Below are 21,131 nucleotides of genomic sequence, written 5' to 3'. Positions count from 1 at the left end.
AAAAACCTCAGATGCCCCCAGTCTCTCCCGAGCGTCTCCGCAGCTTCCACCGCGTCCCAGCACCTCAGCAGCGCCGGTGAAGGGCGTTCTAAGTATATCGCCCAGAAGCCGCAAGTGGAAAAATCAAAAAAACGCAAAAAAACGCAAAAACAGAATTTTATCTAACTAAAACAAAAGGTTACAAATATAATCCAGCCATTCAACCCGGAAGTCGCGGACACAGACCATCGCAAATCAGCGCCATGGATATGTTATTCACACTGTTACCCACAGACTCGCCTGCGAGTCAGGCTGAATCGGCTTGCCTAAACCGGATCAGGAATGATGTGACCGGCAGGCGCAAGGCCAGAAGACCCAGGATAATCGCCAGGTAGACCAATGGCTCGATCTGAAACCCCTTCGCCAGCATCACATAATGAAGCGCGCCCAGAATTGCTGCTGGGTAGACCAGACGATGCAATTTGCGCCAACGAGGCCCCAAACGGCGAACCGCCCAGTTGTTGGACGTGATTGCAAGCGGCAGTAACAATACAAAGGCAGCCATGCCCACCGTGATATAGGGCCGCTTGATAATGTCCGCCCAGACTTGGCTGGGAATCTGAACATCCAGAACCAGCCAGATCAACAGGTGCAATGCGACATAGGAAAATGTCAGTACACCTAACGCGCGGCGGAATTTCATCAGATTTAGGCCAGCGAAGCGACGCAAGGGCGAAATCGCGAGACCCAAAATCAGAAGCTGCAGCGCCAGTTCGCCAAACTCGTGCTCGAGCGCCTCGATCGGCTCGACCCCGAGACCACCGGTCATGCCCTGATAAAACAACCAGGGCGCAGGCAGCGCGCCCAGCAAATAAACGGCCCAATTGGGAAGCCGTCGCAAGAGGTCGTTGAGCCGTCGCATCATCTCAGTAGTTCTTCGCCAGATCCATGCCTTCGTAAAGGCTGGCGACCTCATCTTCATATCCGTTGAACATCAGCGTCGGGATTCGCTTGGCAAACAGACCTCCGCCGATTTGACGTTCCGAAGCCTGCGACCAGCGGGGGTGATCCACATTGGGGTTCACATTGCTGTAGAACCCATATTCCCTAGGACCTGCCATGTTCCAACTTGTCGGAGGCTGGGTATCCGTAAGGGTAATCCGCACGATCGATTTGATCGATTTGAAGCCATATTTCCACGGTACCACCAATCGCAAAGGCGCGCCGTTCTGGTTCGGGATGTCCCTGCCGTAGATCCCAGTAGCCATAATGGTCAGCGGATGCATCGCCTCATCCAAACGCAGCCCTTCGCGATATGGCCAGTCTAGTACCGGATACGCCACACCCGGCATCTCATCGGGACGATAGGCGGTCTCAAACGCCACGTATTTCGCGCCGTCCTGAACGCCAGCCATGCCGAGTAGATCTGCCAGTTCAAACCCGTTCCAAGGTATCACCATCGACCAGGCCTCAACACAGCGGAACCGATAGATTCGCTCCTCAACAGTCATTTCAGACATGATGTCTTTGAAATCATATTCACCAGGGCGGTCGACCAGACCGTCGATGGTTACACTCCAGGGCTCGGTTACCAGTGTGTGTGCATATTTCGCCGGATCATCCTTGCGTGTCCCGAACTCATAATAATTGTTGTAGGAAGTAATCTCTTCCCAGGTATTCGGTTCAAGCGCCTCGGCCGCCGCTGGCCGCGCGAGGCTCGCCAGCCCGACACCCGCCAAACCGGCCATGACCTGTCGCCGGTTCAGAAACGCCGCCCTTGGGGTGACGTCCGCATGCGTCAGTTTGTTGGTCCAGCGATGCGCCATTTGGTTCTCCGTTATCCATTAACCTCGTAACTGAAGTAAGGTCTGATAGCACAGAGCCAAGGAAACAGGCGTCACGATTGAGCGAACAGATTGTAACGAAAATTAGGTACGCTTGGGCGCGAGGATAACGGTCACCCGATGTTCAAGCCGACAACACGGTTTATTTCGCACCCAAGATTGACCGCCTGATAGGTCGGAAAAGGCAGCCGGGCCGAAATTTCGATATCGCGCCGAACCCAGTCCTGCGCCTCTAACTGCTTGAGCGAGGACGACAATGCGCGATCAGTGATCACCCGAAGATCCGACCTGAGCCCTGAAAAGCGCCGCGGTTGGCGGGTCAACGCCAGAATAGGGACCGTCCAGCTACGACGCAGTAGCTTCAATTCGGTATCATCCGGCACCAAGGCCACGATTTCTGCCGCTACAGCCGCCGCCTGAACCCCGGCTTTGGTCAAACGGAATTCAGGTCGCAAAGGGTGCCCGTGGCCCGGGTTCCGTTCAAGCAAGCCAAGGCTTGCCAGATGCTCCAGACTTGCCGCAAACGCCGTCCGGCTTGCCCCCGTCGCGGCGAGCAAGGGGGCCTGCCTGCCCGGAACCCCCTGGTGCAGCTGCGCAAGAATGTTCAGCGACCAGGCCCGAGAGGTGAGCTTGACAAGTGCCTTAATGTCCATAAAGTATAGTTACTTTATTTTAGGACAAAAGGAAAGTTCCATGGCCCTCGTTTCCTTAGAAAACACCATCACTCTTGCCATTTCGGTCAAAGATCGCCACGCCAGTGCGCGCTGGTATAATGACAAGCTCGGGTTTGAGTTGATCCATCATATTGATGAGGCGGGTTGGAGCGAGATGCTCACCAAAACCGAAGGCGTGACCCTTGGTTTGGGCGAGCAGGCAGAACCCGCGCCCGGAAACACCGTTCCGGTCTTTGGTGTTGCTGATATCGCAAGTGCACGCGGTGCTCTGGAAGGGTCCGGCGTTCGGTTTGACGGCGAAACCGAGACGATCGAGGGGATGGTCAGCACCGCCACATTTTACGACCCGGACGGCAATGCAATGATGCTGGCGCAGGATCTGACCGGGCAGGTCTGAACGCTCTTAGTCGCAATACAAGCCACCAAAAAAAGACCCGCCTGGATGGCGGGTCTCTTCATTACCTGAGACTTAATGCACGACTGCATCATCCGGGCGCGGACGCTCGGACGTTCCCAGCCGGTCGCCGATGATCAAACCATCGGTTCCGGCGGTCACCGGAACGGTCTCACCATCCCTTATCTCACCGGCCAGCAGTGCTTCGGCCAACGGGTTCTGCAGGGCGCGTTGGATCACGCGTTTCAATGGGCGGGCACCGAAGACCGGATCATAGCCTTCATTGGCCAGCCATTCCTTCGCGCCATCGTCCAGTGCCAGCTCGATCTTGCGGGCGGCCAGACGTTTCTGCAGACGTGCCATCTGGATATCGACGATGCCATCCATATCGGCCCGCTTGAGCCGGTCAAAGATGATGGTCTCATCCAAACGGTTCAGGAATTCAGGCCGGAAATGAGCCCGGACCGCGTCCATGACATCCCGCCGCGCTTGCGCACTGTCAGCCCCTTCGGGCAACTGGCTGAGTGCCTGAGACCCAAGGTTCGACGTCAGGATGATCAGCGTCTGCTTGAAGTCGACGGTACGACCCTGACCATCGGTCAGGACGCCATCGTCCAGGACCTGCAGCAGCACGTTGAACACATCCGGGTGTGCCTTTTCGACCTCGTCAAACAGCACGACCTGATAGGGTCTGCGCCGCACGGCTTCGGTCAGCACACCACCTTCGTCATAGCCGACATAGCCCGGAGGGGCACCGATCAGACGGGCGACCGCGTGTTTCTCCATGAACTCGGACATGTCGATGCGCACCATCGCGTTGTCGTCGTCGAACAGGAAGTTCGCCACGGCCTTGGTCAGCTCGGTCTTACCCACACCGGTCGGCCCGAGGAACAGGAACGAGCCCAATGGGCGGTTCTCGTCATTCAGACCGGCACGCGCACGGCGCACGGCGTTGGCAACGGCAGTGACCGCCGCATCCTGACCGATCACGCGGGAATGCAGATCGTCTTCCATCCGCAGCAGTTTCTCACGCTCGCCTTCCAGCATTTTCGAGGTCGGGATACCGGTCCAGCGTTCGACCACCGACGCAATCTGTTCTGGGCGCACCGTTTCCTCGGCCATCATGGCGTTGCTTTCGGCGTTTTCAGCCTCGGTCAGCTTTTTCTCAAGCTCAGGGATGACACCGTAGGACAGCTCACCCGCTTTGGCGAGGTTCCCTTCGCGCTTCGCGATTTCCAGATCAGCGCGAGCTTTGTCGAGCTGTTCCTTAAGATCACGGGCACCCGCGAGCTTGTCGCGTTCTGCCTGCCACTGAGCAGTCATCTCGGCGGATTGCTCCTGCAGATCGGCCAAATCCTTTTGCAAGGTTTCCAGACGATCCTTGGAGGCCGCGTCATCTTCCAGCTTCAGCGCCTCTTCCTCGATCTGCATTTGCAGGATCTGACGATCCAGCTGATCGAGTTCCTCGGGCTTGGAATCCACCTCCATCCGCAGGCGCGACGCCGCCTCATCGACAAGGTCGATGGCTTTGTCGGGCAGGAACCGGTCGGTGATATAGCGATGCGAGAGCGTCGCCGCCGACACGAGTGCCGAGTCGGAAATACGCACGCCATGGTGCAGCTCGTACTTTTCCTTGATGCCGCGCAGGATGCTGATCGTATCCTCGACCGTCGGCTCGGTGACCATCACCGGCTGGAACCGGCGGGCGAGGGCTGCGTCCTTTTCGACGTATTTGCGGTACTCATCCAGCGTTGTCGCGCCGATACAATGCAGCTCACCCCGGGCAAGCGCAGGCTTGATCAGGTTGGCGGCATCCATCGCACCGTCGGATTTACCTGCACCTACCAGCGTGTGCATCTCGTCGATGAACAGTATGATCTCACCGGCGGCTTCGGTCACTTCAGTCAGAACAGCCTTCAGTCGTTCTTCGAACTCACCGCGATATTTAGCACCGGCGATCAGCGCACCCATGTCGAGCGCGAGAAGCTTCTTGTCCTTCAATGATTCCGGCACATCACCATTGACGATGCGCAGGGCCATGCCCTCGGCAATCGCGGTCTTACCGACGCCGGGTTCACCAATCAGTACCGGATTGTTCTTGGTGCGGCGCGACAAAACCTGCATCGAACGGCGGATTTCCTCATCCCGCCCGATGATCGGGTCGATCTTGCCTTCGGCTGCAGCCTCGGTCAGGTCGCGCGCATATTTCTTAAGCGCGTCGTAGCCTTCTTCCGCCGATGCGGTGTCAGCAGTGCGGCCCTTGCGGATATCGTTGATCGCTTCGTTCAGTTTCTGGGCCGATACAGCACCGGCCTCCAAAGCCTCTTTGGCTTTGGATTTCACCATACACAGCGCCATCAGAACGCGTTCGACCGGCACAAAGCTGTCGCCCGCCTTGGTGGCGAGCTTCTCTGCCTCGTCCAAAACCTTGGCGGTCTGGCCGTCCATATAGATCTGGCTCGCGTCGCCGCTGACCTTCGGGATTTTGCCCATGGCCGCGTCCAACGCCTCAACCACGCGGTTCGGTGCGCCGCCAGCGCGTGTGATCAGGTTGCTGGCCAGCCCTTGATCGTCGTCCATCAATGCTTTGAGTATGTGTGTGGGCTCCAGCCTTTGGTGCCCCTCGCGCAGCGCAATGGTCTGCGCGGCTTGCACGAAACCCCGTGCCCGCTCGGTGAACTTGTTCAAGTCCATAGCATTCTCCTTTTCTTAAGCGCCCCGTATTGATGCGCCCGCTTGGCGGCACGCGTCGGTCTGGGCCTCACATTCAATTTGGGAAATGTCTTTTCCCATTCAAGGGGCTAGAGCATATAAATCGGCGTCATCCGCGCGGAATCGAGTAGACGGAATAACCGCCAGTTTCTCCCATCAATTCAGCGTTATACATTTCGACCAAAGACTGCTCGGCACTGCTGCCTGTGGGGCATGAAACCAGATCAGCCGTATGATCGAGGAAGTTGCCGGTATAGGCTGTTTCCCCGGTCAATTGACACCAGTCGTCTTCCGATCGGTACCCACGCACTAACAGAAGATTGTCATTGGTTGGAGCCGGCGCGACACCGGTTTCGGGCGGATCGCTTTGAGGCGCGTCTTCGCATGCGGCCAACATCAGTGCCGCGCCAAGTACAATTACCTTTTTCATCATTTCTATCCCTGTTCTGAACGTCGGCACTTTAGCACATTGCGCAAAATAGTGAGTGAACTGCGTCACCTCGGGCTTCACACATGGACAGATCGCCCTGAACCCGTTAGGACGCAAACGTTTGCCAAAAAGGAGCGCCCCATGTCCGATGACCGCCTTATCGTAGCCCTCGACGTCCCAAACGCCCTGCAGGGTCTAGCCATGGCCGAGCGGCTGGGCGACTCGGTTTCGTTCTATAAGATCGGGCTGGGTATGTTGACCAGCGGCGGTCTGGCATTGGCCAACGAGTTGAAACAGGATCACGGAAAGCGCATTTTCTTGGACATGAAGCTGTTCGATATCGGCAACACTGTAGAAAATGCAGTGCGTGGGTTGGCTCAGTTCGATCTGGACTTCTTGACGGTGCATGGTGATCCGCATGTCGTACGCGCCGCTAAGGAGGGCGCTGCAGGCAAGGACATGAAAATTCTGGCGGTAACAGTCCTGACATCACTGAACAGGGACGATCTGGATGCAAGCCTTCTGAAAGCGGGTGACGTACAGGACCTCGTTGTAGAACGCGCGGCCAAGGCTTTCGAGGCCGGAGCTGATGGCGTCATCGCCAGTCCTCAGGAAGCCGCGCTAATCCGCGCCCTGCCCCAATCCGGAGGTCGTTTGATTGTAACCCCTGGGGTACGCCCTGCTGGTGCAGCTTTGGGCGACCAAAAGCGGGTCGCAACCCCGGCCAGTGCAATCGGCGATGGGGCCGATCATATCGTCGTGGGCCGCCCGATTTATCAGGCGGATGACCCCAAAGCCGCCGCACAAGCAGTTTTGAGCGAGTTAAATTCATTGACTCACCATTAGGCGAAAAGCCAAAAATTGCGGAAGGAACGGTGCTCAAGCAATTGACGTTAGGTCAATTTTTCGCGCCGCCGCGCCAAATCGTCCCTGTGCCCGAAAACACACATGAAAAACATGAGTTTTATGGCGTTCGGCTTGTGGCTATCGAAAAACGCCATTTTCGGCGATTCTACACACAAGACACTCCCCAACGGGCCATCTCTTCCTGAGGCTCGTTACCTCCCCCCGCAGGCGCGGGGGGTTTTCTTTCGAAGTCCCGTTCAAAGCTGCGCCGTTTCCGACAAATAATCCCGAAGGCGATCTGCAAAATTTGGAATGGCCAACGGATTCGACAGATAATCCTGCGGACAAATCAGCCTCCACCCCTGCCCTTCGTCCCCAAAACGGATCAGACCAACATCTTCCGGCGGGCGCAGGGCGACGTAGAACCAGCTTTGACCATATTGCCGTGACCAGACAAGATCGGTTGCGCACAGGCGCAGCCCAACCTCTTCATCTGTTTCACGCAACGCGCATTCGATCGGTGTTTCGCCTGACTTTTTCCCGCCGCCTGGAAAATCGAGATGACCTGGAAACGGGATATCAGATCGATCATCTCTTAGAATGACCAGCAGCTTGCGCCCCAGAAACAACGCTATTTTTGCCCCGGCGAAGTCCATCGGTCCTCTTTTTATCCTTATCCATTCGCGATACTTATTAACCTATCGAATGTCTTGATCAATCCGCCGCTGGCCGGAAAGAAACTACATCATGCCCGCCATCTGTCGCGACTGCCTGAAGGAAATTAAGCAAGGGCCGCGCTGCCCAACTTGCAGCAGCCCGAGGGTCAAATCGCACCCAGAGCTGTTTGACCTGACGATCGCGCATATGGATTGCGATGCTTTTTATGCTTCGGTCGAAAAGCGCGACAATCCCGAACTTGCCGACAAGCCTGTGATCATTGGCGGCGGCAAGCGCGGGGTGGTATCAACTGCATGTTACGTGGCCCGCGTTCGCGGGGTACGTTCAGCCATGCCAATGTTCAAGGCGCTTCAACTATGCCCCGAAGCGGTGGTGATCAAACCGCGTATGTCGCTCTATGCCAGCGTCGCGCGCGAGATACGCACCATGATGGACGAGTTGACACCTGATGTTGAACCACTGTCGCTGGATGAAGCGTTCATGGACCTATCCGGCACCGAGCGGCTGCATGGTGCACCGCCAGCGGTCATGCTTGCGCGTCTGGTCAAGAGGATGAAAGATGAGCTGGGCCTGACGGGATCGATTGGCTTGAGCCATAACAAGTTTCTGGCCAAGGTGGCCTCGGATCTCGACAAGCCTCGGGGTTTTTCAGTGATCGGCCAGGCCGAGACGGCTGATTTCCTGCATGACCGGCCGGTGCGATTAATCTGGGGAATTGGTCCGGCGGCGCAGGAATCTCTGGATCGCGCAGGGATTCGCACATTTGCTGATCTTCTGCGCTGGGATCAGGAGGCGCTGACAGCGCGGTTCGGGTCGATGGGCTACCGTCTGTGGCATCTGGCGCGCGGGCAGGACAAACGGCGCGTATCGGCCCATGAGCCGATGAAGTCGATCAGCAATGAGACCACTTTTTTCGAGGATACCGCCAGTCTTGAAATTCTGGACGGGCATCTGTGGCGTATGTCTGAAAAGGTAGCCGACCGGGCCAAAGCCAAGGGATTGGCTGGGCGAGTGGTGACGCTGAAGCTGAAACAGGCCAACCACAAGATCATCACCCGGCGGATATCGCTACGCGATGCGACTCAGATAGCGGATCGGATTTATCGCACCGCTCGTGGGCTATTTGATCAGGTTGGCGATCAGGGTCCCTATCGCCTTTTGGGATGCGGCCTGTCTGACCTGTGCTCAGAGGATCAGGCCGATATCTCGGGCGACCTTCTGGATCCCGGTGCAGAACGCCGATCACAGGCCGAACGTGCGACGGACGAAATCCGGCGCCGTTTCGGCAGTGATGCAATCGTAAAAGGTCGTGCGCTGCGCTAGGTCTATTCGGCGGCAAGTGACATTGGATCGGACCCGATACTGGTGATCTGCGCGGTGACCTGCCGCAACACATCACGCAACGCCTCAAAGTTGCCGTTCGGCTGGATCGTTTCCTCGTTCATATAAAGTGAACGATCGATCTCGATTTGAACCGCATGCTGATGGCGGGCAGGTCGACCATAGGTCTGGGTGACGTAGGCCCCTGCAAAAGGCGTGTTGCGCGCCACATTCAGACCCGCGTCGGAAAAAGCGGCCTCGATCTGATCAACGATCACACCGGAAGCGGCCGCACCGAACCGATCGCCCAAAACGATTTCCGGTCGGGCCCGGCGCGAGCCGCCGGCCAGCGCCACCGCCTCGTGCGGCATCGAGTGGCAATCGATCAGAATGGCCTGCCCAAACATCTGATGCGATTCCGCCAGCAGAGATTTCAGACGAGTATGGTATGGACGCCAATAGGTATCGATCCGCAGGCGCGCCTCATCCATAGTCAGCTTGCCGCTGTAGATCGCCCTGCCGTTGGCGACCACGCGGGGAATCACCCCGAGGCCCGAAGTAACCCGCGGATTATGTCCGTGACGACGCGCACCCTGTATCAATGCGGGATCCAATTCATCAGAATTGCGATTCAGGTCCAGATAGGCGCGCGGCATGGCCGCGGCGAGCAGCGGTGCACCGAATTCAGCGACTGAGGAAAAAAGCTGATCGACATACGCATCCTCAGAGGACCGAATCATATTGCGGTTCAAAACAGACCGCTTCAACAAAGACTCGGGATAGGTCCGACCGCTATGGGGCGAGGCAAATACCACGCAGGACGTACGCGTTGCGGGCATATCCAGAATATAGGCTGCATTGGTGGCGGCGTCGGGCATGGGCTCTCCGTTGTTCGCACTCAACATAGACCGTAAAATAGTTCTGCCAAACCCCTTGATCCCCCCAACGACTCCTTTTATAGACCCCGCTACCGGCGCGGGGTTCCGCGCCCCATTTCGTTATGGGGCAGGTCACGCAACGGTTTCATGGGCGGTTAGCTCAGCGGTAGAGCACTTCGTTGACATCGAAGGGGTCACAAGTTCGATCCTTGTACCGCCCACCATGAATTCATTGCTCTGGTCTTTCCGGGGCACCCGATTAACCCAGGCGCTGGCCACGTCTTTGATGAAGGCGCCGCAGATTGGAGACAGACCCATGAAGGTCAAGAACTCGCTCCGCTCGCTCAAGAACCGGCATCGTGATTGCCGGGTTGTGCGTCGCAAAGGCCGCGTCTACGTGATCAACAAGACGCAGCGCAAGTTCAAAGCTCGCCAGGGCTAAGGGCTGCACGAACCTAATTAGAAAAACCGCGCTTTCGAGCGCGTTTTTTTTATGCCCTGCTTCTAGCGCCCTTTCGTGTCGGCGGAAGTGCCGGAAATCGCTCCGAAAGTCCGGTTCTGAGATTTAGTATTGTTATGAGACGGTCTCGTGCTACGCTTTCCCTGTTTTTATGACGGGAGGTCGGGTTGGCCAACGATGATCTGGATACGCTATTAGGAACAACCCTGACCGAGATGGTGGCCGATATAGGCCGAAGCGTGGCCCAGGCCGCCGAACAACTTAGCCTGGATCAGTTGAACGCGCTGAAGAACTATCCTCAGGAACTGCGCGAGATGGGCATTCCGCCAGTCTTTTACCACATGCAGGATGTCGATGTAGAATTGAAGGTCGTCATGGAGATGACCAGCACCACAGAAGAAGGCAAACGCGGGATCATTGGCGCGTTTCTGTGTGGGCCAAAACTGACGCAAACAGATACGCTCGATGCGAGCAGCGCGTCGACCATGCGGATGCGGTTCGCGCCGGGACCGGTGGATGAAAGTGGTTCTGGTGGAGGGGTCGATGGCGACTAAAAAGGACAAGACCCCCAAAAAACAGCCTATAGATGTGCGCATCACCGAACTGCCCGAGGCCTTCACCACACTGCTTCAGTCATTGGAAAACCGCCTGACCGCGCTGGAGGCGCGCGAGGTCGTGTTGCTGGAGACGATCCAAGACCTGCAAGACCAGATCGACGATCTGGAAGAAGGAGGCAGTGGCATGCTGATGGGCTCGGGTTCTCCGGTGGTGAACCCAATGGCCGGAGGCCAGGGCGGAATGGAGGCTGAAGACAAAGATACGCAGATCGTAGATGCGCAGGTTTTTTCGCAGGCCCTGGGCGAACAGATCCTTGCAGGATCCGACGGCAGCGACGATTTCACCATCGACAATGTCCAGGTCGAAGCCTTTGTTGGGCTTGGTCGGGATGGCGACAAAGCCCAGTTCGCTACAAACGCGAAGAAACAGGCGGTCAGCCAGAACGCAGCGAAGGTCTCGTTCTCGGTCAAAAGACGGTCCGCAACGAAGATTATTGATAGAGACTGAATTCACAAAGGAGATTGGAAATGAGTATCGGGCAGGAACTGCTAAACGTCCCTTTCGCGGAAATGGTTCAGAAACTGGCGATTTCCGTGGCAGAGTCGCAAACTGAATTGGATAGACATTCGACTGATATCGCCAAATACATGGCGGATCAGAAAATCCAGCTTCCCGACCTATCCAACCCCGATGGTCCCCCAAAGGAATTCAGCCTCGTGTCGATGGGTTTCCTGCCCGCGTTCTATGCGGTGCAAGAGGCCGAGATCGAGGTAAAGATGGCGATCTCGATGACCAAACAGACCGAGAAATCAGGCAGCGCATCGGTCAAAGGTGGCTGGGGACCCGTGGCGGCGCAGGTCAACGCAAGTTATTCCTCGCGCTATGCCTATAATCAGGAAGGTGCAAGCAGGCTATCAATCAAACTGGCCCCAGCCGATCCGCCGGTCATGCTGCAGAAATACATGGAAGCGGTAACACAGGCGATGCTGACCAAAGAACCGGTGCTCAGCGACGATCCGGACCCCGAGCCGGCACCGTCACCCATCCCACCGCAACCCGAAAGAAAACAAAGTAGGCGGCGTCAATCCTGAAGGGGCCGTCCGGCAAGGTAGGTTCAGCGACGTTTTGACCAACTAATTTTGTCGGATTTCCTTGCATCCCACCGAGAATCGTTTAATTGACCAAATCAGTCGGGTTAAATCCCGTCACGATTTTCAATGTTGGGACAAATGATGCTGAAATTCTCTACCTGCTTTGCCGCCACCCTGACGGCCCTGATCGCCACCTCTGCCGCAGCCGAGGGCGAGCTGAACCTGTATTCCTCGCGCCACTACGACACCGACGAACGCCTGTATTCCGACTTCGAAGAGGCCACCGGCATCACCATCAACCGCATCGAAGGCAAGGCCGACGAACTGATAGCACGGATGAAAGCAGAAGGCGCGAATTCGCCCGCTGATGTCCTGCTGACGGTCGACAGCTCGCGCCTGGCCCGCGCCAAGAGCGAAGGCATCCTGCAGCCGGTCGAGAGCGCAATCTTAGAGGAGCGTATTCCGGCAAACCTTCAGGACGAAGACAATCAGTGGTACGGCTTTTCTCAGCGCGCACGGATCATCTTCTTTGACAAGGCTGATGTCGCCAACCCACCCGCAACCTATCTGGATCTGGCAAAACCGGAGTATAAAGGGCAGATCTGCATTCGCTCGTCCGGCAATATCTATAACCAGACACTATTGTCATCGATCATTGCAAATCACGGCGCGGAAGAAGCCAGGAAATGGGCTGAAGGTGTCGCCGCCAACATGGCACGCGAACCTCAGGGCGGTGACACAGACCAGCTGCGCGGCATCGTGTCAGGCGAGTGCGAGATTGCGGTTGCCAACACATACTATATGGCCCGCGCTATGCGCAAAGACGTCAAGGGTCTAAGCGCGGATATCGAGATGATCGGCGTGCAGTTCCCGGCACAGGATGCCGAAGGTGCACATATGAACCTGTCGGGTGCGGGTGTTGCAGCAAACGCGCCCAACAAAGAAAACGCGATTAAGTTCCTTGAGTATCTCGCAAGCGATCAGGCCCAGGTCTACTTCTCGAACGGAAACGATGAATACCCCGCTGTCGAAGGCGTCGCGCTGGCTGAGAACGTGGCCGCTCTGGGGGAATTCAAAGCGGATGAGGTGAACCTCTCAGAGGCCGCTAAAAACATCCCCGAGGCACAGAAAATCTATAACGAAGTTGGCTGGAAGTAATCCAGTCCGATACCCGAGCAGCAAAAGGGCGCAGATTTCTGCGCCCTTTTTCTATTGTGTTTGAAGTAAAGCAAGGCAATAATCCCATATTCGTAACTGATTCCCATATGTGAGCCATGCTCGACACACTATCAAACCGCCTCGCTAAGCGTCTGAACGAGCTGCGCCAGGGTCATGGCTGGTCGCTTGAGCAGCTGGCAGACCAAAGTGGGGTCAGCCGGGCGACACTGTCGCGAATGGAAAACGGTGATGTCAGCCCTACCGCTGAAACGCTTGGCCGTTTATGCGCAGCATACGGCCTGCCCATGTCACGCCTGCTGATGATGGTCGAAGACAGTTTCGATCCCAAAGTACCTTTCGAGAAGCAGCCTGAATGGCATGACCCCGAAAGCGGGTTTACCCGCCGTTCGGTTTCACCACCGGCGACTGGCCTCAGTGGGGAAGTAATGGAAGGTCATTTGCCCCCAGGTACTGTCATCACCTACGATACTCCGCCCAAGCCGGGACAGGAGCACCACCTGATCCTACTTGATGGAGGGCTAACGTTGACAGTGGACGGGATTGCCCATGCGCTCAGCGGCGGCGACTGCCTTCGCTATCACCTGTCGGGGCCAACGCAGTTCGAAACCGGACCCAAACGCGGTGCGCGCTATCTGTTGGTGCTGATATGATTACGCGATTGCCACAGGAATATTTCGACGAAGCGCTTGAGGATCTGACCGATATCCTGCACCGCTGTGTCCATACCGGTGCCAGTATCGGGTTCATCCTTCCTTTTTCGCGAGACGATGCCCGCGCCTATTGGCGGGACAGGGTGCAGCCCGAACTCCGCGCGGAGACACTCGATCTGTTTGTCGCATATGGTGACGGACGCATTCTGGGCACAGTGCAACTGATCCCCGCCGCAATGCCAAACCAGCCGCATCGCGCGGATGTGGCAAAACTGCTGGTTCATCCGCAGGCTCGCCGTCGTGGTTTGGGTCGGTCGCTGATGGAGGCACTGCATGAACGTGCTCAGGAATTGAAACGCACGATGCTGGTGCTGGACACCCGTAGCAGCGATCCTTCACGCTTGCTGTATCAGTCGATGGGTTATCAGATTGCCGGAGAGATCCCGAACTATTGCCGAAACCCGTTTGAGGATCGGCTGGAGCCGACCACTTACATGTTCAAGGACGTCACCTAGCTGCCCGTCGCGCGTACATTCGCGACAGAGCATTCGGCGATCCCCAAAGGTCCCGACATAGGTCGGCACCAAAGGCCTACAGCCGCGCGCCATCGACAGCAAAGGGCGCTCGTTGACCAAAGAATTTGATACCTCAAGCGCATCGGGATCCATCTAGAATCGAAGGAAATCCAGAGCTTCTCCGGCTGGCAGCTTCTCAGTTTCTGCCGGAATAATTGCCAGACCATCGGCCTGTGCAAGAAGGGCAACGCGCCCGCTGTAAGACTCGGCCATCAGGCGCAATCGCGGTGCGCCATTCGGTGTACATCCGTCGATGCTTACCGGGCGGTACTCACGCCGCCCCGCGCGGCGTTGAATAGGTTCTGCTAAAACCGCCTGCTCGGGGGTGCGTTCGTTCCGATGCAGACCGGCACGGCGTTCCATCATCCGCGCACCAATGATCTGCCACGTAACAAAGGCCGAAACCGGATTTCCTGGCAGGCCCACATAAAGCGCATCACCCCGACAACCGAACATGATCGGTTTGCCGGGTTTCATCGCCACTTTCATCACCTCGGTTTCGCCACCGATTTCACTGAACAGGCGCGGCATGTGGTCTTCGTCCCCGACCGAAACACCGCCCGTGGTGATGATCAGGTCCGAGCTATTACAGGCATCCCTCAAGACCTGCTTCAGCAGCACCGGATCATCTTCGACCGGGCCTCGGTCGGCTAGTTCGATCCAGGGTTTATCCAGCAAAGCCAAAAGCATGTACCGGTTCGAGTTGTAGATCTGTCCGGGGCCAAGCGCTTCACCCGGCTGGCGCAGCTCGCTACCGGTCGAGAAGATCGTGACCTTGAGCTTGCGAAAAACCTTCACCTCGCCATAACCAGCCGAGGCCAACGCGGCGGCCTCACGCGCAGAAATTTCACACCCGCGCCGCAGGATCGGGGCACCAGCTTTCAATTCCTCGCCCGCGCGACGGATATGCTGACCGGATTTTGGACGGCGGTTGAACCGGATGCGATCGGACTGAAACTCACAGTCTTCCTGCATTAATACCGCATCGAACTCAGACGGCACCGGCGCTCCTGTGAATATACGCAAGGCACTGCCATCCGGCGCATCGTGTGCGCCGCTATCGCCGGCGGCTATGCGACCGCCAACTAGCAGTTCGAACACAGGCCCCTCGCCCAGATCGGCGCTGCGAACGGCATAGCCGTCCATGGCCGAATTATCGAAGGCGGGCATGTCTACATTGCTAGCGCAATCCTCGGCCAATATCCGGCCAATGGCCTGCACCAGCGGCAGTGTTTCGATATCCGTGATGGGGTTGGCCACGGACAAACCGCGCCTTAGGGCGTCATCTACGGTCAGGTACATATGAGCATGGTGGTCGCAGGCACATCCATCAGCCATTTTGGGCCTCCATATACGCAAAGAGCTCTTCGAAACCGACCCGCTCGGCCTCTCCAAGTTTAGGTAGATAGGCCTTGGCTTCTTCGAGATTCGAGCTTGGATCACCAACTACCAGCAGCATGACCATTCCGTGACGCCCATGAACGCGGCAACGGATGCCGTAGACTCCCTCTTTCTCGAAAGTCAGATCCAGTTCGGGTTTGCCCCGAATCTCGAAGACGCGCGCGCCCACGGGTATCATTCGAGGAATGGCAGTGACCGTGTGCCGCCCGGTCGAGCCTTTGAAACGCACAGTCGCCCCAGCGGGAACCTGCAGGAATTTGGGTTCGAACCGAAATGCATGCGCCGGAGTGTCGGCGTTCAGGTCGATGACCTGATGAACTACGGCAACCTCGGGGATCTCCTCGGCCAGTGCGACACTACCAAAAGCCATTGCCCCCGTTAGAATCGCCGCGCCTAGTTTCAGCGAAATCGCCATCTATCCCTCCGGTTTCAGACCGCCCGGTAGGGGTCTCCCAACAGGTCGGCCAAAGCGCTGATCAACACCGGCCACTGGTCGCGGCGGTTCTCGTCGCGCAATCCGGCCAACAATTCGCGCCCAATGGATACCAAGGCAGGGGTGCTGTCATTGACATAGGTCACGATCCGTTGCTCAGGATTGGCCAGAAGGAAGGGTACGATGGCCGCACCAGCCTGATCCGGGGCCGTTTCAGACAAAAGCCGCATCGCCGCCTGCCGTACCGGGGCCGAGACATCGTCCAGCAAGCTGCGCGCCACATCGGCCGTCCCGTCCCAGCGGGTCAAAATCTGCATGGCGTCGATACGAAAGGCAGTATCTCCGGTTTTCAGCATAGCCCGCAATTTGCCCCGCAGCGCATCCTGCGGTGGCAGGTCAGCCTGTTGCAGCAGGTTCAGCGCCTGCAGGGACAGATTGGCATCGGTATGCGAAAGCCCCTGTGTGATCAGCTCGATCAAATGCGACTGGTTCAGTTCGGACCCGTTGCGCGCGACCGACAAGCCCAGTGCCGCCAGCGCCTGCGCAGCGATCTCGGTCTCGGGGTCCTGCGCGATCTGCGCCAGCATGATCTGCATACCTGTGACGTCGCCCAGCAGGCGGATGGCCGAAATGCGGGTCTCACGCTCCAAGGCTTCGGCATTGTCATCCAACGCCACGCGGCGGCGTTTGGGATGGCGGGTGGCCTTGACCAACAATGCCTGCTCGCGTGGCGTCAGGGGGTGCAGGTCATCATCCTCGGCCTCTTTCTTCATCTCTGCCGCGATAGCGTCATGGCCAAGGATCGCGCCGAGGCTGGAGGTAGGGCCGTTTTCACCACCGTCGGATACATCCAGCCCTGCCTCTTCCAGCGCGGCGATGTCGGTTTGCGGGGCCTCTTCCTCGTGCGCGTCTTCGACCACGCTCATCGGGGCGAGCGCGAAGGACAGCAGCAATTCGCGGCCCTGCTGCTGGTTCACATGCGGGCGGTCGGTGTCAGTAACAATCATCGCCAGCGAGGCCACGGCCTTCAGCCGCACCGACCGGAAGGGCGCGCGGCAGGCGCGTTGCAGCCATTCTGCCGCCTCGCGCAGGGGCGAGGTCGCCAGCGCGTCGACGATGGCCCATTGGATACGCTCGGCCTTGAGGTCGTCCGCCTCGACCGAGAACAGCGCGTTCAGCCGATCTGCCACCAGTTGCGGGGCCAACGCCGCCAGCAGGCCCAGCGCCTGCGCCGAGACCTCAGGCTGTTGTCCGGTTGCGAGGAAATCCAGCACCTGCCAGCGCAGGTCGTCTTGATCAACGATAGGCTGGCTGCGGTCCAGCCGGTCGATCAGCGCCAGTTGCACCTTGGCGCCGGGGTCGCGCATCATGCGGTCCAGCAGTTCGGGTTCGGAAAGGCCGGACTGGTTCAGCGCTGCGTTGCGGATATCCTCGACCGCATCTGTCAGGGCCTGTTCGACCAGCGCCGGGTCGTTCGGCATCAGCGCCTCATATGCGATCAGACGCACGGCCCCGTCCTTGTCGGTGGTGGCTTTGCGCAAGATGGCTTCGGCCTCGGGTCCTCCGATGGGGGCCAGCGTGCGCAGAGCGCGGTGACGCAGACGGCGGTTCGAAGATTCGGCGAACACACCCAAGGTCGGCACGGACGGCGTACCGATCTGGCCCAGCGCTTCGCAGGCCACATCCCCCAGTTCCTGCCCGTCTTCGTCCATCAGGGCCATGACAATGGGTTCAATCGCAGCCGCATCGCCCATGCGACCTAACGCTTTGATCGCCGCGATCTGAGTATCCAGCCAGTCGTCCCATTCATCCTGATGCAGCTCGTCCTCGTCCCACGTGATATCCTCGCCGCGTCCAGTGACGAGGGTGCGCAGGTACGGCATGGCGTCCTTGGCGTTCAGCTGTGCTAAGGCGGTGACGCAGGCCAGTTTCACCTCACCGCAGGGATCGTGGATCAGGTTTTCCAGCAGTTGCGGCGCGGCCTCCGTTACGCCCAGCGCGCCCAGCGCTTGGGCTGCGTCTTGACGGACGTCTTCGTCATCATCCAGCAACGCCTCGACTAAGGCCGGGCTGTTGCTGGCTCCAATGGCGGTCAGGGCCTGAATGGCGCGCAGGCGGATAACGTCATAATCAGATTTTGCGTAGTCGGAGAACAGGCTGGTGGCCTTGTCACGCAGGGCGGTATCGGAATGCATGTTCATATCAAGTCTGCCATGTTTTGCGTTGGGACGGGTTGGGTAAAGTGGAAGACAGGTTTCCCAACCGAAGCCTGCCTTCCAGGTGGTCCCTTCTGCAGTGGGACCGGACCCGAGGGGCGGCATGGCGTCCGCCCCCCGGAAAGCCGTCAGGCGATATCACGCGGCGCAAAGGACATCGTGCGGAACGAGGTCTTGTAGGGGCTCGGCCCCAGCTTGCGGACCTTGGCAACGCCCATCTTGTAGTTGTAGTTGCCGCTGATCCAGTCGACGATCCGGCCCTCAAGCGCGTTGGCGGGCTGCTGCATGTGCAGGAAGTCCATATAAACGACGCTTTTCTTTATGGCGGGCGTAACCATGGCCACGGCGGTGATCGCCGCTTTGGTCAGTTCGATATGCCCGTTCTCCATCAGTTTCGAGAACTGGAAGTCGTCGCCTTCCACACCGAGCAGCGTGTGCTTGTTACCCGGAACGCGCTCCGAATAGACCATCACATAGTCGCCGCTTTCGATGCCACGTTCAGCCGCATCGTCGGGGTGAATCTCGACCCAGTTTTCCGGCCAGCGCTGCACGATATAGGGGCGGCGGCGGTCGTCGAAACCAGACTGCCAGCGTTCGTTGATCCGACCGGATGTGGCCCACAACTCGCCTTCGTCCTTGTTTGGTTTCAGCCATTCCCAATAATCCGAGAACAGGCCCCACGGCGATTTCTGGATGTTGCACTTGCCGGTCTGGCTGTTGAAGTGCGTCAGCTTCTTGTTGAATACATCCGCACCAGCCGCACCGGTATCAGGCAGCGTGCGGGTTGTGTCATGCAGACGCTTGGTTTCAATCAGCGTGACACCGTCGGCATCCAGCATGACCGGGCATTGCACACCATCGGTGCCGAATTCTCGGACCTTCTGGTGCAGACCCTTGCCCTCTTTCTTTGCCAGACGGTAGACCGCGTGGAAGTCCTTGCGCGACCCGCGCGTAAAGCGCACGGCCTCTTCGGCAACCTCGTTCGAGTTCTGCCAGTCGAACCCGTCAAAGCCCATCCGCTGTGCCAGTTGCGCAATGATCCACCAGTCGGGCTTGGCCGCACCGGGCGCATCATAGAACTTCTGATACAGGCGCAGGCGGCGTTCGCCGTTGGCGCGCAGAAAGTCCTCTTCGCCCCAGGTCGCTGCAGGGAACACGATGTCGGCATAGCGGTTGCCGATCGGATCCTGCAGATAGATGTCCTGGTTGATGACCACCATACCGCCGCTGTCGGCGCGGGCCTTCAGCGTGTCGATCATTTCTTGCTTGTCGAAAGACGCAATCTGATGCGGGTTGCGGACGGTCAGTTCCTCGAACTTGTCAGCTAACTGTTGCGAACCACACATCGCCTGAATCCATGTGGTGCCGATCACATGGGCCATACGGGTATGACCTGCAATCAGATACCGGTCCGTATCCATGGCGCGGCGACGGCGACCCGGCAGTTTCTCGGGCGACTTGTTGCGCGGGTATTTCCCGCCCTTCACGCCGCCCCGCTGGTGACCACCGGCCCGGCCAATCACCTGACCCGGACGACCACCACAGCCGCAGATGATGCCCAGAGCCGAGATCGCCTGCGTGTTGCCGGTGTTGTTCGACCAGTAGAACCCTTTCTCGATCATGACCGAGGTCTTGGGCCGGGTGCCATCCGCCTTGGGTTTGGCAAGCCATTCGGCGGCAGTATAGATTTTCTGCACGTCGATCTCGGCCATGGCTGCAGCGGTTTCAGGCGCGAATTCGTCCTGCGACAGCAGCCATTCTTTCCAATCCTCAAAGCCTTTGGTCTGGAACTTGCCCCAGGTCGTGCGCCACTGCCATGGCGTGTTGCGCGTACCCTGACCGAAGCCCGACGAGCTTTCCCATTTGTTGTTGACCCATTTCTTGATCCAGTCGCTGTCTTCCCAGCCATTTTCCACGATGACCCGGGCAATGGCGTTGACGACCAGCAGGTCGGTGCCGGGCAGAACGTCGATATGCAGGCCACCCATCTTTTCAGCATGGGCCACACCGGCAGACCGGCGCGGGATCAAATAGATCTCTTTCTGACCGTTCTGCATCCCCTTCATCATCCACTGAGTATAGAGGATGGTCTTGGTCTCATAGGGGTCGGTACCGCAGACGAGCAACGTTTCCGCATCGCGCCAGTCCTCATACGACGGGCCGAAATTGTCGAAACCCGCATCCCGGAAACCGGGGGTCGAGGTCACGTCGGACGGCGTGTCGTGGAAGGTGAAATTTGCGGTGTTGATATGGCGCAGCGCGTATTTCGAGATCGCATAGGTGTTCTCGATATATTGATAGCTGAAAGTCTTCACACCATAGGCATTGGTGCCGTGTTTGGCGATGACGTGGTTGCCCACCTCAGCCGCCACATCCAGCGCAAGATCCCACGGAACCGGCATCAGCGTGCCATAGATTCGCATCAGCGGCGTCTTCAGACGGTCACGAGTGGGCGTCTGCGGGTTGTAGCATTTCTGCGCGATACACCCGCCCCGCAAAGAGCTGTCGCCGTCGGTGTTGACGTATTGCGTGTCCTTGTCAGGGATGATCACCACGTGGTGCGGCTGACCTTTGTGCAGAACGATATTGTGCTGGTTCGGCGCGACCCATGCACCCAGCGGCGCAACGGGGAAATCTTCACCAAACGCATTCTCGTCTGCGGTGGGGCCACCGGGTTTGGCCGTCACGGGCCAGCGGTAGACTTTGTAACCACAAGCCACGATGCAGTAGTCGCAGGCGGTCGAGATGACCTCGGCTCTTTTGGGCGGCAGCGGGACGTTGGTTTCGGGTACGTAATACGGGGTTGCCATGAT

The 21,131-nt window shown here is 58.1% G+C and carries 21 protein-coding genes and 1 tRNA gene; 11 read left to right on the top strand and 11 right to left on the bottom strand.

Annotated features, from left to right (window positions below):
• Positions 1-286: 286 nt before the first annotated feature.
• The 3 genes from msrQ to ACR0MP_RS16725 form a co-directional block, all read right to left on the bottom strand.
• Positions 287-901, bottom strand: a complete 615-nt coding sequence (gene msrQ, locus ACR0MP_RS16735; protein ID WP_170408256.1) for a protein-methionine-sulfoxide reductase heme-binding subunit MsrQ — start codon at positions 899-901, stop codon at positions 287-289.
• A 4-nt stretch (positions 902-905) separates the two neighbouring features.
• Positions 906-1,805: a protein-methionine-sulfoxide reductase catalytic subunit MsrP gene (gene msrP / locus ACR0MP_RS16730; protein ID WP_170664176.1), complete on the bottom strand. Its 900-nt coding sequence runs from the start codon at positions 1,803-1,805 to the stop codon at positions 906-908.
• Positions 1,806-1,936: 131 nt separating this feature from the next.
• The gene (locus ACR0MP_RS16725; protein WP_170737004.1) at positions 1,937-2,476 is read right to left on the bottom strand and encodes a winged helix-turn-helix transcriptional regulator; all 540 of its coding nucleotides are present in this window, start codon (positions 2,474-2,476) and stop codon (positions 1,937-1,939) included.
• A 40-nt stretch (positions 2,477-2,516) separates the two neighbouring features.
• On the opposite strand from ACR0MP_RS16725, the gene ACR0MP_RS16720 reads away from it, so the two are divergent.
• Positions 2,517-2,894, top strand: a complete 378-nt coding sequence (locus ACR0MP_RS16720; RefSeq protein WP_170425724.1) for a VOC family protein — start codon at positions 2,517-2,519, stop codon at positions 2,892-2,894.
• Between the two features lie 72 nt (positions 2,895-2,966).
• On the opposite strand, the gene clpB is transcribed toward ACR0MP_RS16720, so the two are convergent.
• Together clpB and ACR0MP_RS16710 are read right to left on the bottom strand one after the other, a co-directional pair.
• Positions 2,967-5,585: an ATP-dependent chaperone ClpB gene (clpB, locus tag ACR0MP_RS16715; RefSeq protein ID WP_170737006.1), complete on the bottom strand. Its 2,619-nt coding sequence runs from the start codon at positions 5,583-5,585 to the stop codon at positions 2,967-2,969.
• 127 nt (positions 5,586-5,712) lie between these two features.
• Positions 5,713-6,033, bottom strand: a complete 321-nt coding sequence (locus tag ACR0MP_RS16710; protein ID WP_170398514.1) for a hypothetical protein — start codon at positions 6,031-6,033, stop codon at positions 5,713-5,715.
• A 141-nt stretch (positions 6,034-6,174) separates the two neighbouring features.
• Here ACR0MP_RS16710 and pyrF point away from each other — a divergent pair, with 141 nt between their 5' ends.
• On the top strand, positions 6,175-6,879 hold the full coding sequence (pyrF, locus tag ACR0MP_RS16705; protein ID WP_480887206.1) for an orotidine-5'-phosphate decarboxylase: 705 nt from the start codon (positions 6,175-6,177) through the stop codon (positions 6,877-6,879).
• Positions 6,880-7,136: 257 nt separating this feature from the next.
• On the opposite strand, the gene ACR0MP_RS16700 is transcribed toward pyrF, so the two are convergent.
• On the bottom strand, positions 7,137-7,535 hold the full coding sequence (locus ACR0MP_RS16700; RefSeq protein WP_170408240.1) for an NUDIX hydrolase: 399 nt from the start codon (positions 7,533-7,535) through the stop codon (positions 7,137-7,139).
• Between the two features lie 91 nt (positions 7,536-7,626).
• Here ACR0MP_RS16700 and ACR0MP_RS16695 point away from each other — a divergent pair, with 91 nt between their 5' ends.
• Positions 7,627-8,880 (top strand): DNA polymerase IV, encoded by a 1,254-nt coding sequence (locus ACR0MP_RS16695; protein ID WP_170408239.1) that lies wholly within the window; start codon positions 7,627-7,629, stop codon positions 8,878-8,880.
• A 2-nt stretch (positions 8,881-8,882) separates the two neighbouring features.
• Here ACR0MP_RS16695 and ACR0MP_RS16690 read toward each other — a convergent pair whose 3' ends face one another.
• Positions 8,883-9,755: an N-formylglutamate amidohydrolase gene (locus ACR0MP_RS16690; RefSeq protein ID WP_170408238.1), complete on the bottom strand. Its 873-nt coding sequence runs from the start codon at positions 9,753-9,755 to the stop codon at positions 8,883-8,885.
• Positions 9,756-9,904: 149 nt separating this feature from the next.
• Here ACR0MP_RS16690 and ACR0MP_RS16685 point away from each other — a divergent pair.
• The 8 genes from ACR0MP_RS16685 to ACR0MP_RS16650 all read left to right on the top strand — a co-directional run bounded on the left by ACR0MP_RS16685 (position 9,905) and on the right by ACR0MP_RS16650 (position 14,208).
• A tRNA-Val gene (locus ACR0MP_RS16685) sits at positions 9,905-9,979 on the top strand.
• A 92-nt stretch (positions 9,980-10,071) separates the two neighbouring features.
• Positions 10,072-10,197 (top strand): type B 50S ribosomal protein L36, encoded by a 126-nt coding sequence (gene ykgO / locus ACR0MP_RS16680; protein WP_005648635.1) that lies wholly within the window; start codon positions 10,072-10,074, stop codon positions 10,195-10,197.
• Between the two features lie 185 nt (positions 10,198-10,382).
• Positions 10,383-10,769, top strand: coding sequence for a hypothetical protein (locus ACR0MP_RS16675; protein ID WP_170636916.1), 387 nt, complete (start codon positions 10,383-10,385; stop codon positions 10,767-10,769).
• The gene (locus ACR0MP_RS16670) at positions 10,759-11,280 is read left to right on the top strand and encodes a hypothetical protein (protein WP_480887209.1); all 522 of its coding nucleotides are present in this window, start codon (positions 10,759-10,761) and stop codon (positions 11,278-11,280) included. The genes ACR0MP_RS16675 and ACR0MP_RS16670 overlap by 11 nt, the downstream gene beginning before the upstream one ends.
• Positions 11,281-11,300: 20 nt before the next feature.
• Positions 11,301-11,864, top strand: a complete 564-nt coding sequence (locus tag ACR0MP_RS16665; RefSeq protein ID WP_223117417.1) for a hypothetical protein — start codon at positions 11,301-11,303, stop codon at positions 11,862-11,864.
• Between the two features lie 141 nt (positions 11,865-12,005).
• Complete coding sequence (locus ACR0MP_RS16660) at positions 12,006-13,022, top strand: Fe(3+) ABC transporter substrate-binding protein (protein WP_480887211.1); 1,017 nt, start codon at positions 12,006-12,008, stop codon at positions 13,020-13,022.
• A 116-nt stretch (positions 13,023-13,138) separates the two neighbouring features.
• A complete protein-coding gene (locus ACR0MP_RS16655) occupies positions 13,139-13,693 on the top strand; it encodes a helix-turn-helix transcriptional regulator (protein ID WP_170408235.1) in 555 nt (184 codons plus the stop codon).
• Positions 13,690-14,208, top strand: a complete 519-nt coding sequence (locus tag ACR0MP_RS16650; protein ID WP_480887212.1) for an N-acetyltransferase family protein — start codon at positions 13,690-13,692, stop codon at positions 14,206-14,208. The genes ACR0MP_RS16655 and ACR0MP_RS16650 overlap by 4 nt, the downstream gene beginning before the upstream one ends.
• Before the next feature lie 153 nt (positions 14,209-14,361).
• On the opposite strand, the gene ACR0MP_RS16645 is transcribed toward ACR0MP_RS16650, so the two are convergent.
• From ACR0MP_RS16645 to ACR0MP_RS16630, 4 genes are all read right to left on the bottom strand, one after another.
• Positions 14,362-15,606, bottom strand: a complete 1,245-nt coding sequence (locus ACR0MP_RS16645) for a molybdopterin molybdotransferase MoeA (RefSeq protein WP_480887214.1) — start codon at positions 15,604-15,606, stop codon at positions 14,362-14,364.
• Positions 15,599-16,084 (bottom strand): plastocyanin/azurin family copper-binding protein, encoded by a 486-nt coding sequence (locus ACR0MP_RS16640; protein ID WP_170408233.1) that lies wholly within the window; start codon positions 16,082-16,084, stop codon positions 15,599-15,601. The genes ACR0MP_RS16645 and ACR0MP_RS16640 overlap by 8 nt, the downstream gene beginning before the upstream one ends.
• A gap of 14 nt (positions 16,085-16,098) precedes the next feature.
• Positions 16,099-18,303, bottom strand: a complete 2,205-nt coding sequence (locus tag ACR0MP_RS16635) for a HEAT repeat domain-containing protein (protein WP_480893834.1) — start codon at positions 18,301-18,303, stop codon at positions 16,099-16,101.
• A 143-nt stretch (positions 18,304-18,446) separates the two neighbouring features.
• Positions 18,447-21,128 (bottom strand): arsenate reductase (azurin) large subunit, encoded by a 2,682-nt coding sequence (locus ACR0MP_RS16630; RefSeq protein WP_170408231.1) that lies wholly within the window; start codon positions 21,126-21,128, stop codon positions 18,447-18,449.
• Positions 21,129-21,131: the final 3 nt, after the last annotated feature.

Source organism: Ruegeria sp. K3 (assembly GCF_056531845.1).
The sequence above is the reverse complement of the archived record's forward strand: the minus strand, read 5'-3'. Positions and strand labels throughout refer to the sequence as shown.

Bases quoted from the DNA above. Each gene is read 5' to 3' on its own strand.
- ACR0MP_RS16630 (WP_170408231.1), bottom strand. From the start codon at position 21,128: ATGGCAACCCCGTATTACGTACCCGAAACCAACGTCCCGCTGCCGCCC.
- msrQ (WP_170408256.1), bottom strand. From the start codon at position 901: ATGCGACGGCTCAACGACCTCTTGCGACGGCTTCCCAATTGGGCCGTT.
- ACR0MP_RS16640 (WP_170408233.1), bottom strand. From the start codon at position 16,084: ATGGCGATTTCGCTGAAACTAGGCGCGGCGATTCTAACGGGGGCAATG.
- ACR0MP_RS16695 (WP_170408239.1), top strand. From the start codon at position 7,627: ATGCCCGCCATCTGTCGCGACTGCCTGAAGGAAATTAAGCAAGGGCCG.
- ACR0MP_RS16655 (WP_170408235.1), top strand. From the start codon at position 13,139: ATGCTCGACACACTATCAAACCGCCTCGCTAAGCGTCTGAACGAGCTG.
- ACR0MP_RS16725 (WP_170737004.1), bottom strand. From the start codon at position 2,476: ATGGACATTAAGGCACTTGTCAAGCTCACCTCTCGGGCCTGGTCGCTG.
- ACR0MP_RS16720 (WP_170425724.1), top strand. From the start codon at position 2,517: ATGGCCCTCGTTTCCTTAGAAAACACCATCACTCTTGCCATTTCGGTC.
- msrP (WP_170664176.1), bottom strand. From the start codon at position 1,805: ATGGCGCATCGCTGGACCAACAAACTGACGCATGCGGACGTCACCCCA.
- pyrF (WP_480887206.1), top strand. From the start codon at position 6,175: ATGTCCGATGACCGCCTTATCGTAGCCCTCGACGTCCCAAACGCCCTG.
- ACR0MP_RS16670 (WP_480887209.1), top strand. From the start codon at position 10,759: ATGGCGACTAAAAAGGACAAGACCCCCAAAAAACAGCCTATAGATGTG.
- clpB (WP_170737006.1), bottom strand. From the start codon at position 5,585: ATGGACTTGAACAAGTTCACCGAGCGGGCACGGGGTTTCGTGCAAGCC.
- ACR0MP_RS16665 (WP_223117417.1), top strand. From the start codon at position 11,301: ATGAGTATCGGGCAGGAACTGCTAAACGTCCCTTTCGCGGAAATGGTT.
- ACR0MP_RS16700 (WP_170408240.1), bottom strand. From the start codon at position 7,535: ATGGACTTCGCCGGGGCAAAAATAGCGTTGTTTCTGGGGCGCAAGCTG.
- ykgO (WP_005648635.1), top strand. From the start codon at position 10,072: ATGAAGGTCAAGAACTCGCTCCGCTCGCTCAAGAACCGGCATCGTGAT.
- ACR0MP_RS16690 (WP_170408238.1), bottom strand. From the start codon at position 9,755: ATGCCCGACGCCGCCACCAATGCAGCCTATATTCTGGATATGCCCGCA.
- ACR0MP_RS16645 (WP_480887214.1), bottom strand. From the start codon at position 15,606: ATGGCTGATGGATGTGCCTGCGACCACCATGCTCATATGTACCTGACC.
- ACR0MP_RS16710 (WP_170398514.1), bottom strand. From the start codon at position 6,033: ATGAAAAAGGTAATTGTACTTGGCGCGGCACTGATGTTGGCCGCATGC.
- ACR0MP_RS16635 (WP_480893834.1), bottom strand. From the start codon at position 18,303: ATGAACATGCATTCCGATACCGCCCTGCGTGACAAGGCCACCAGCCTG.
- ACR0MP_RS16660 (WP_480887211.1), top strand. From the start codon at position 12,006: ATGCTGAAATTCTCTACCTGCTTTGCCGCCACCCTGACGGCCCTGATC.
- ACR0MP_RS16650 (WP_480887212.1), top strand. From the start codon at position 13,690: ATGATTACGCGATTGCCACAGGAATATTTCGACGAAGCGCTTGAGGAT.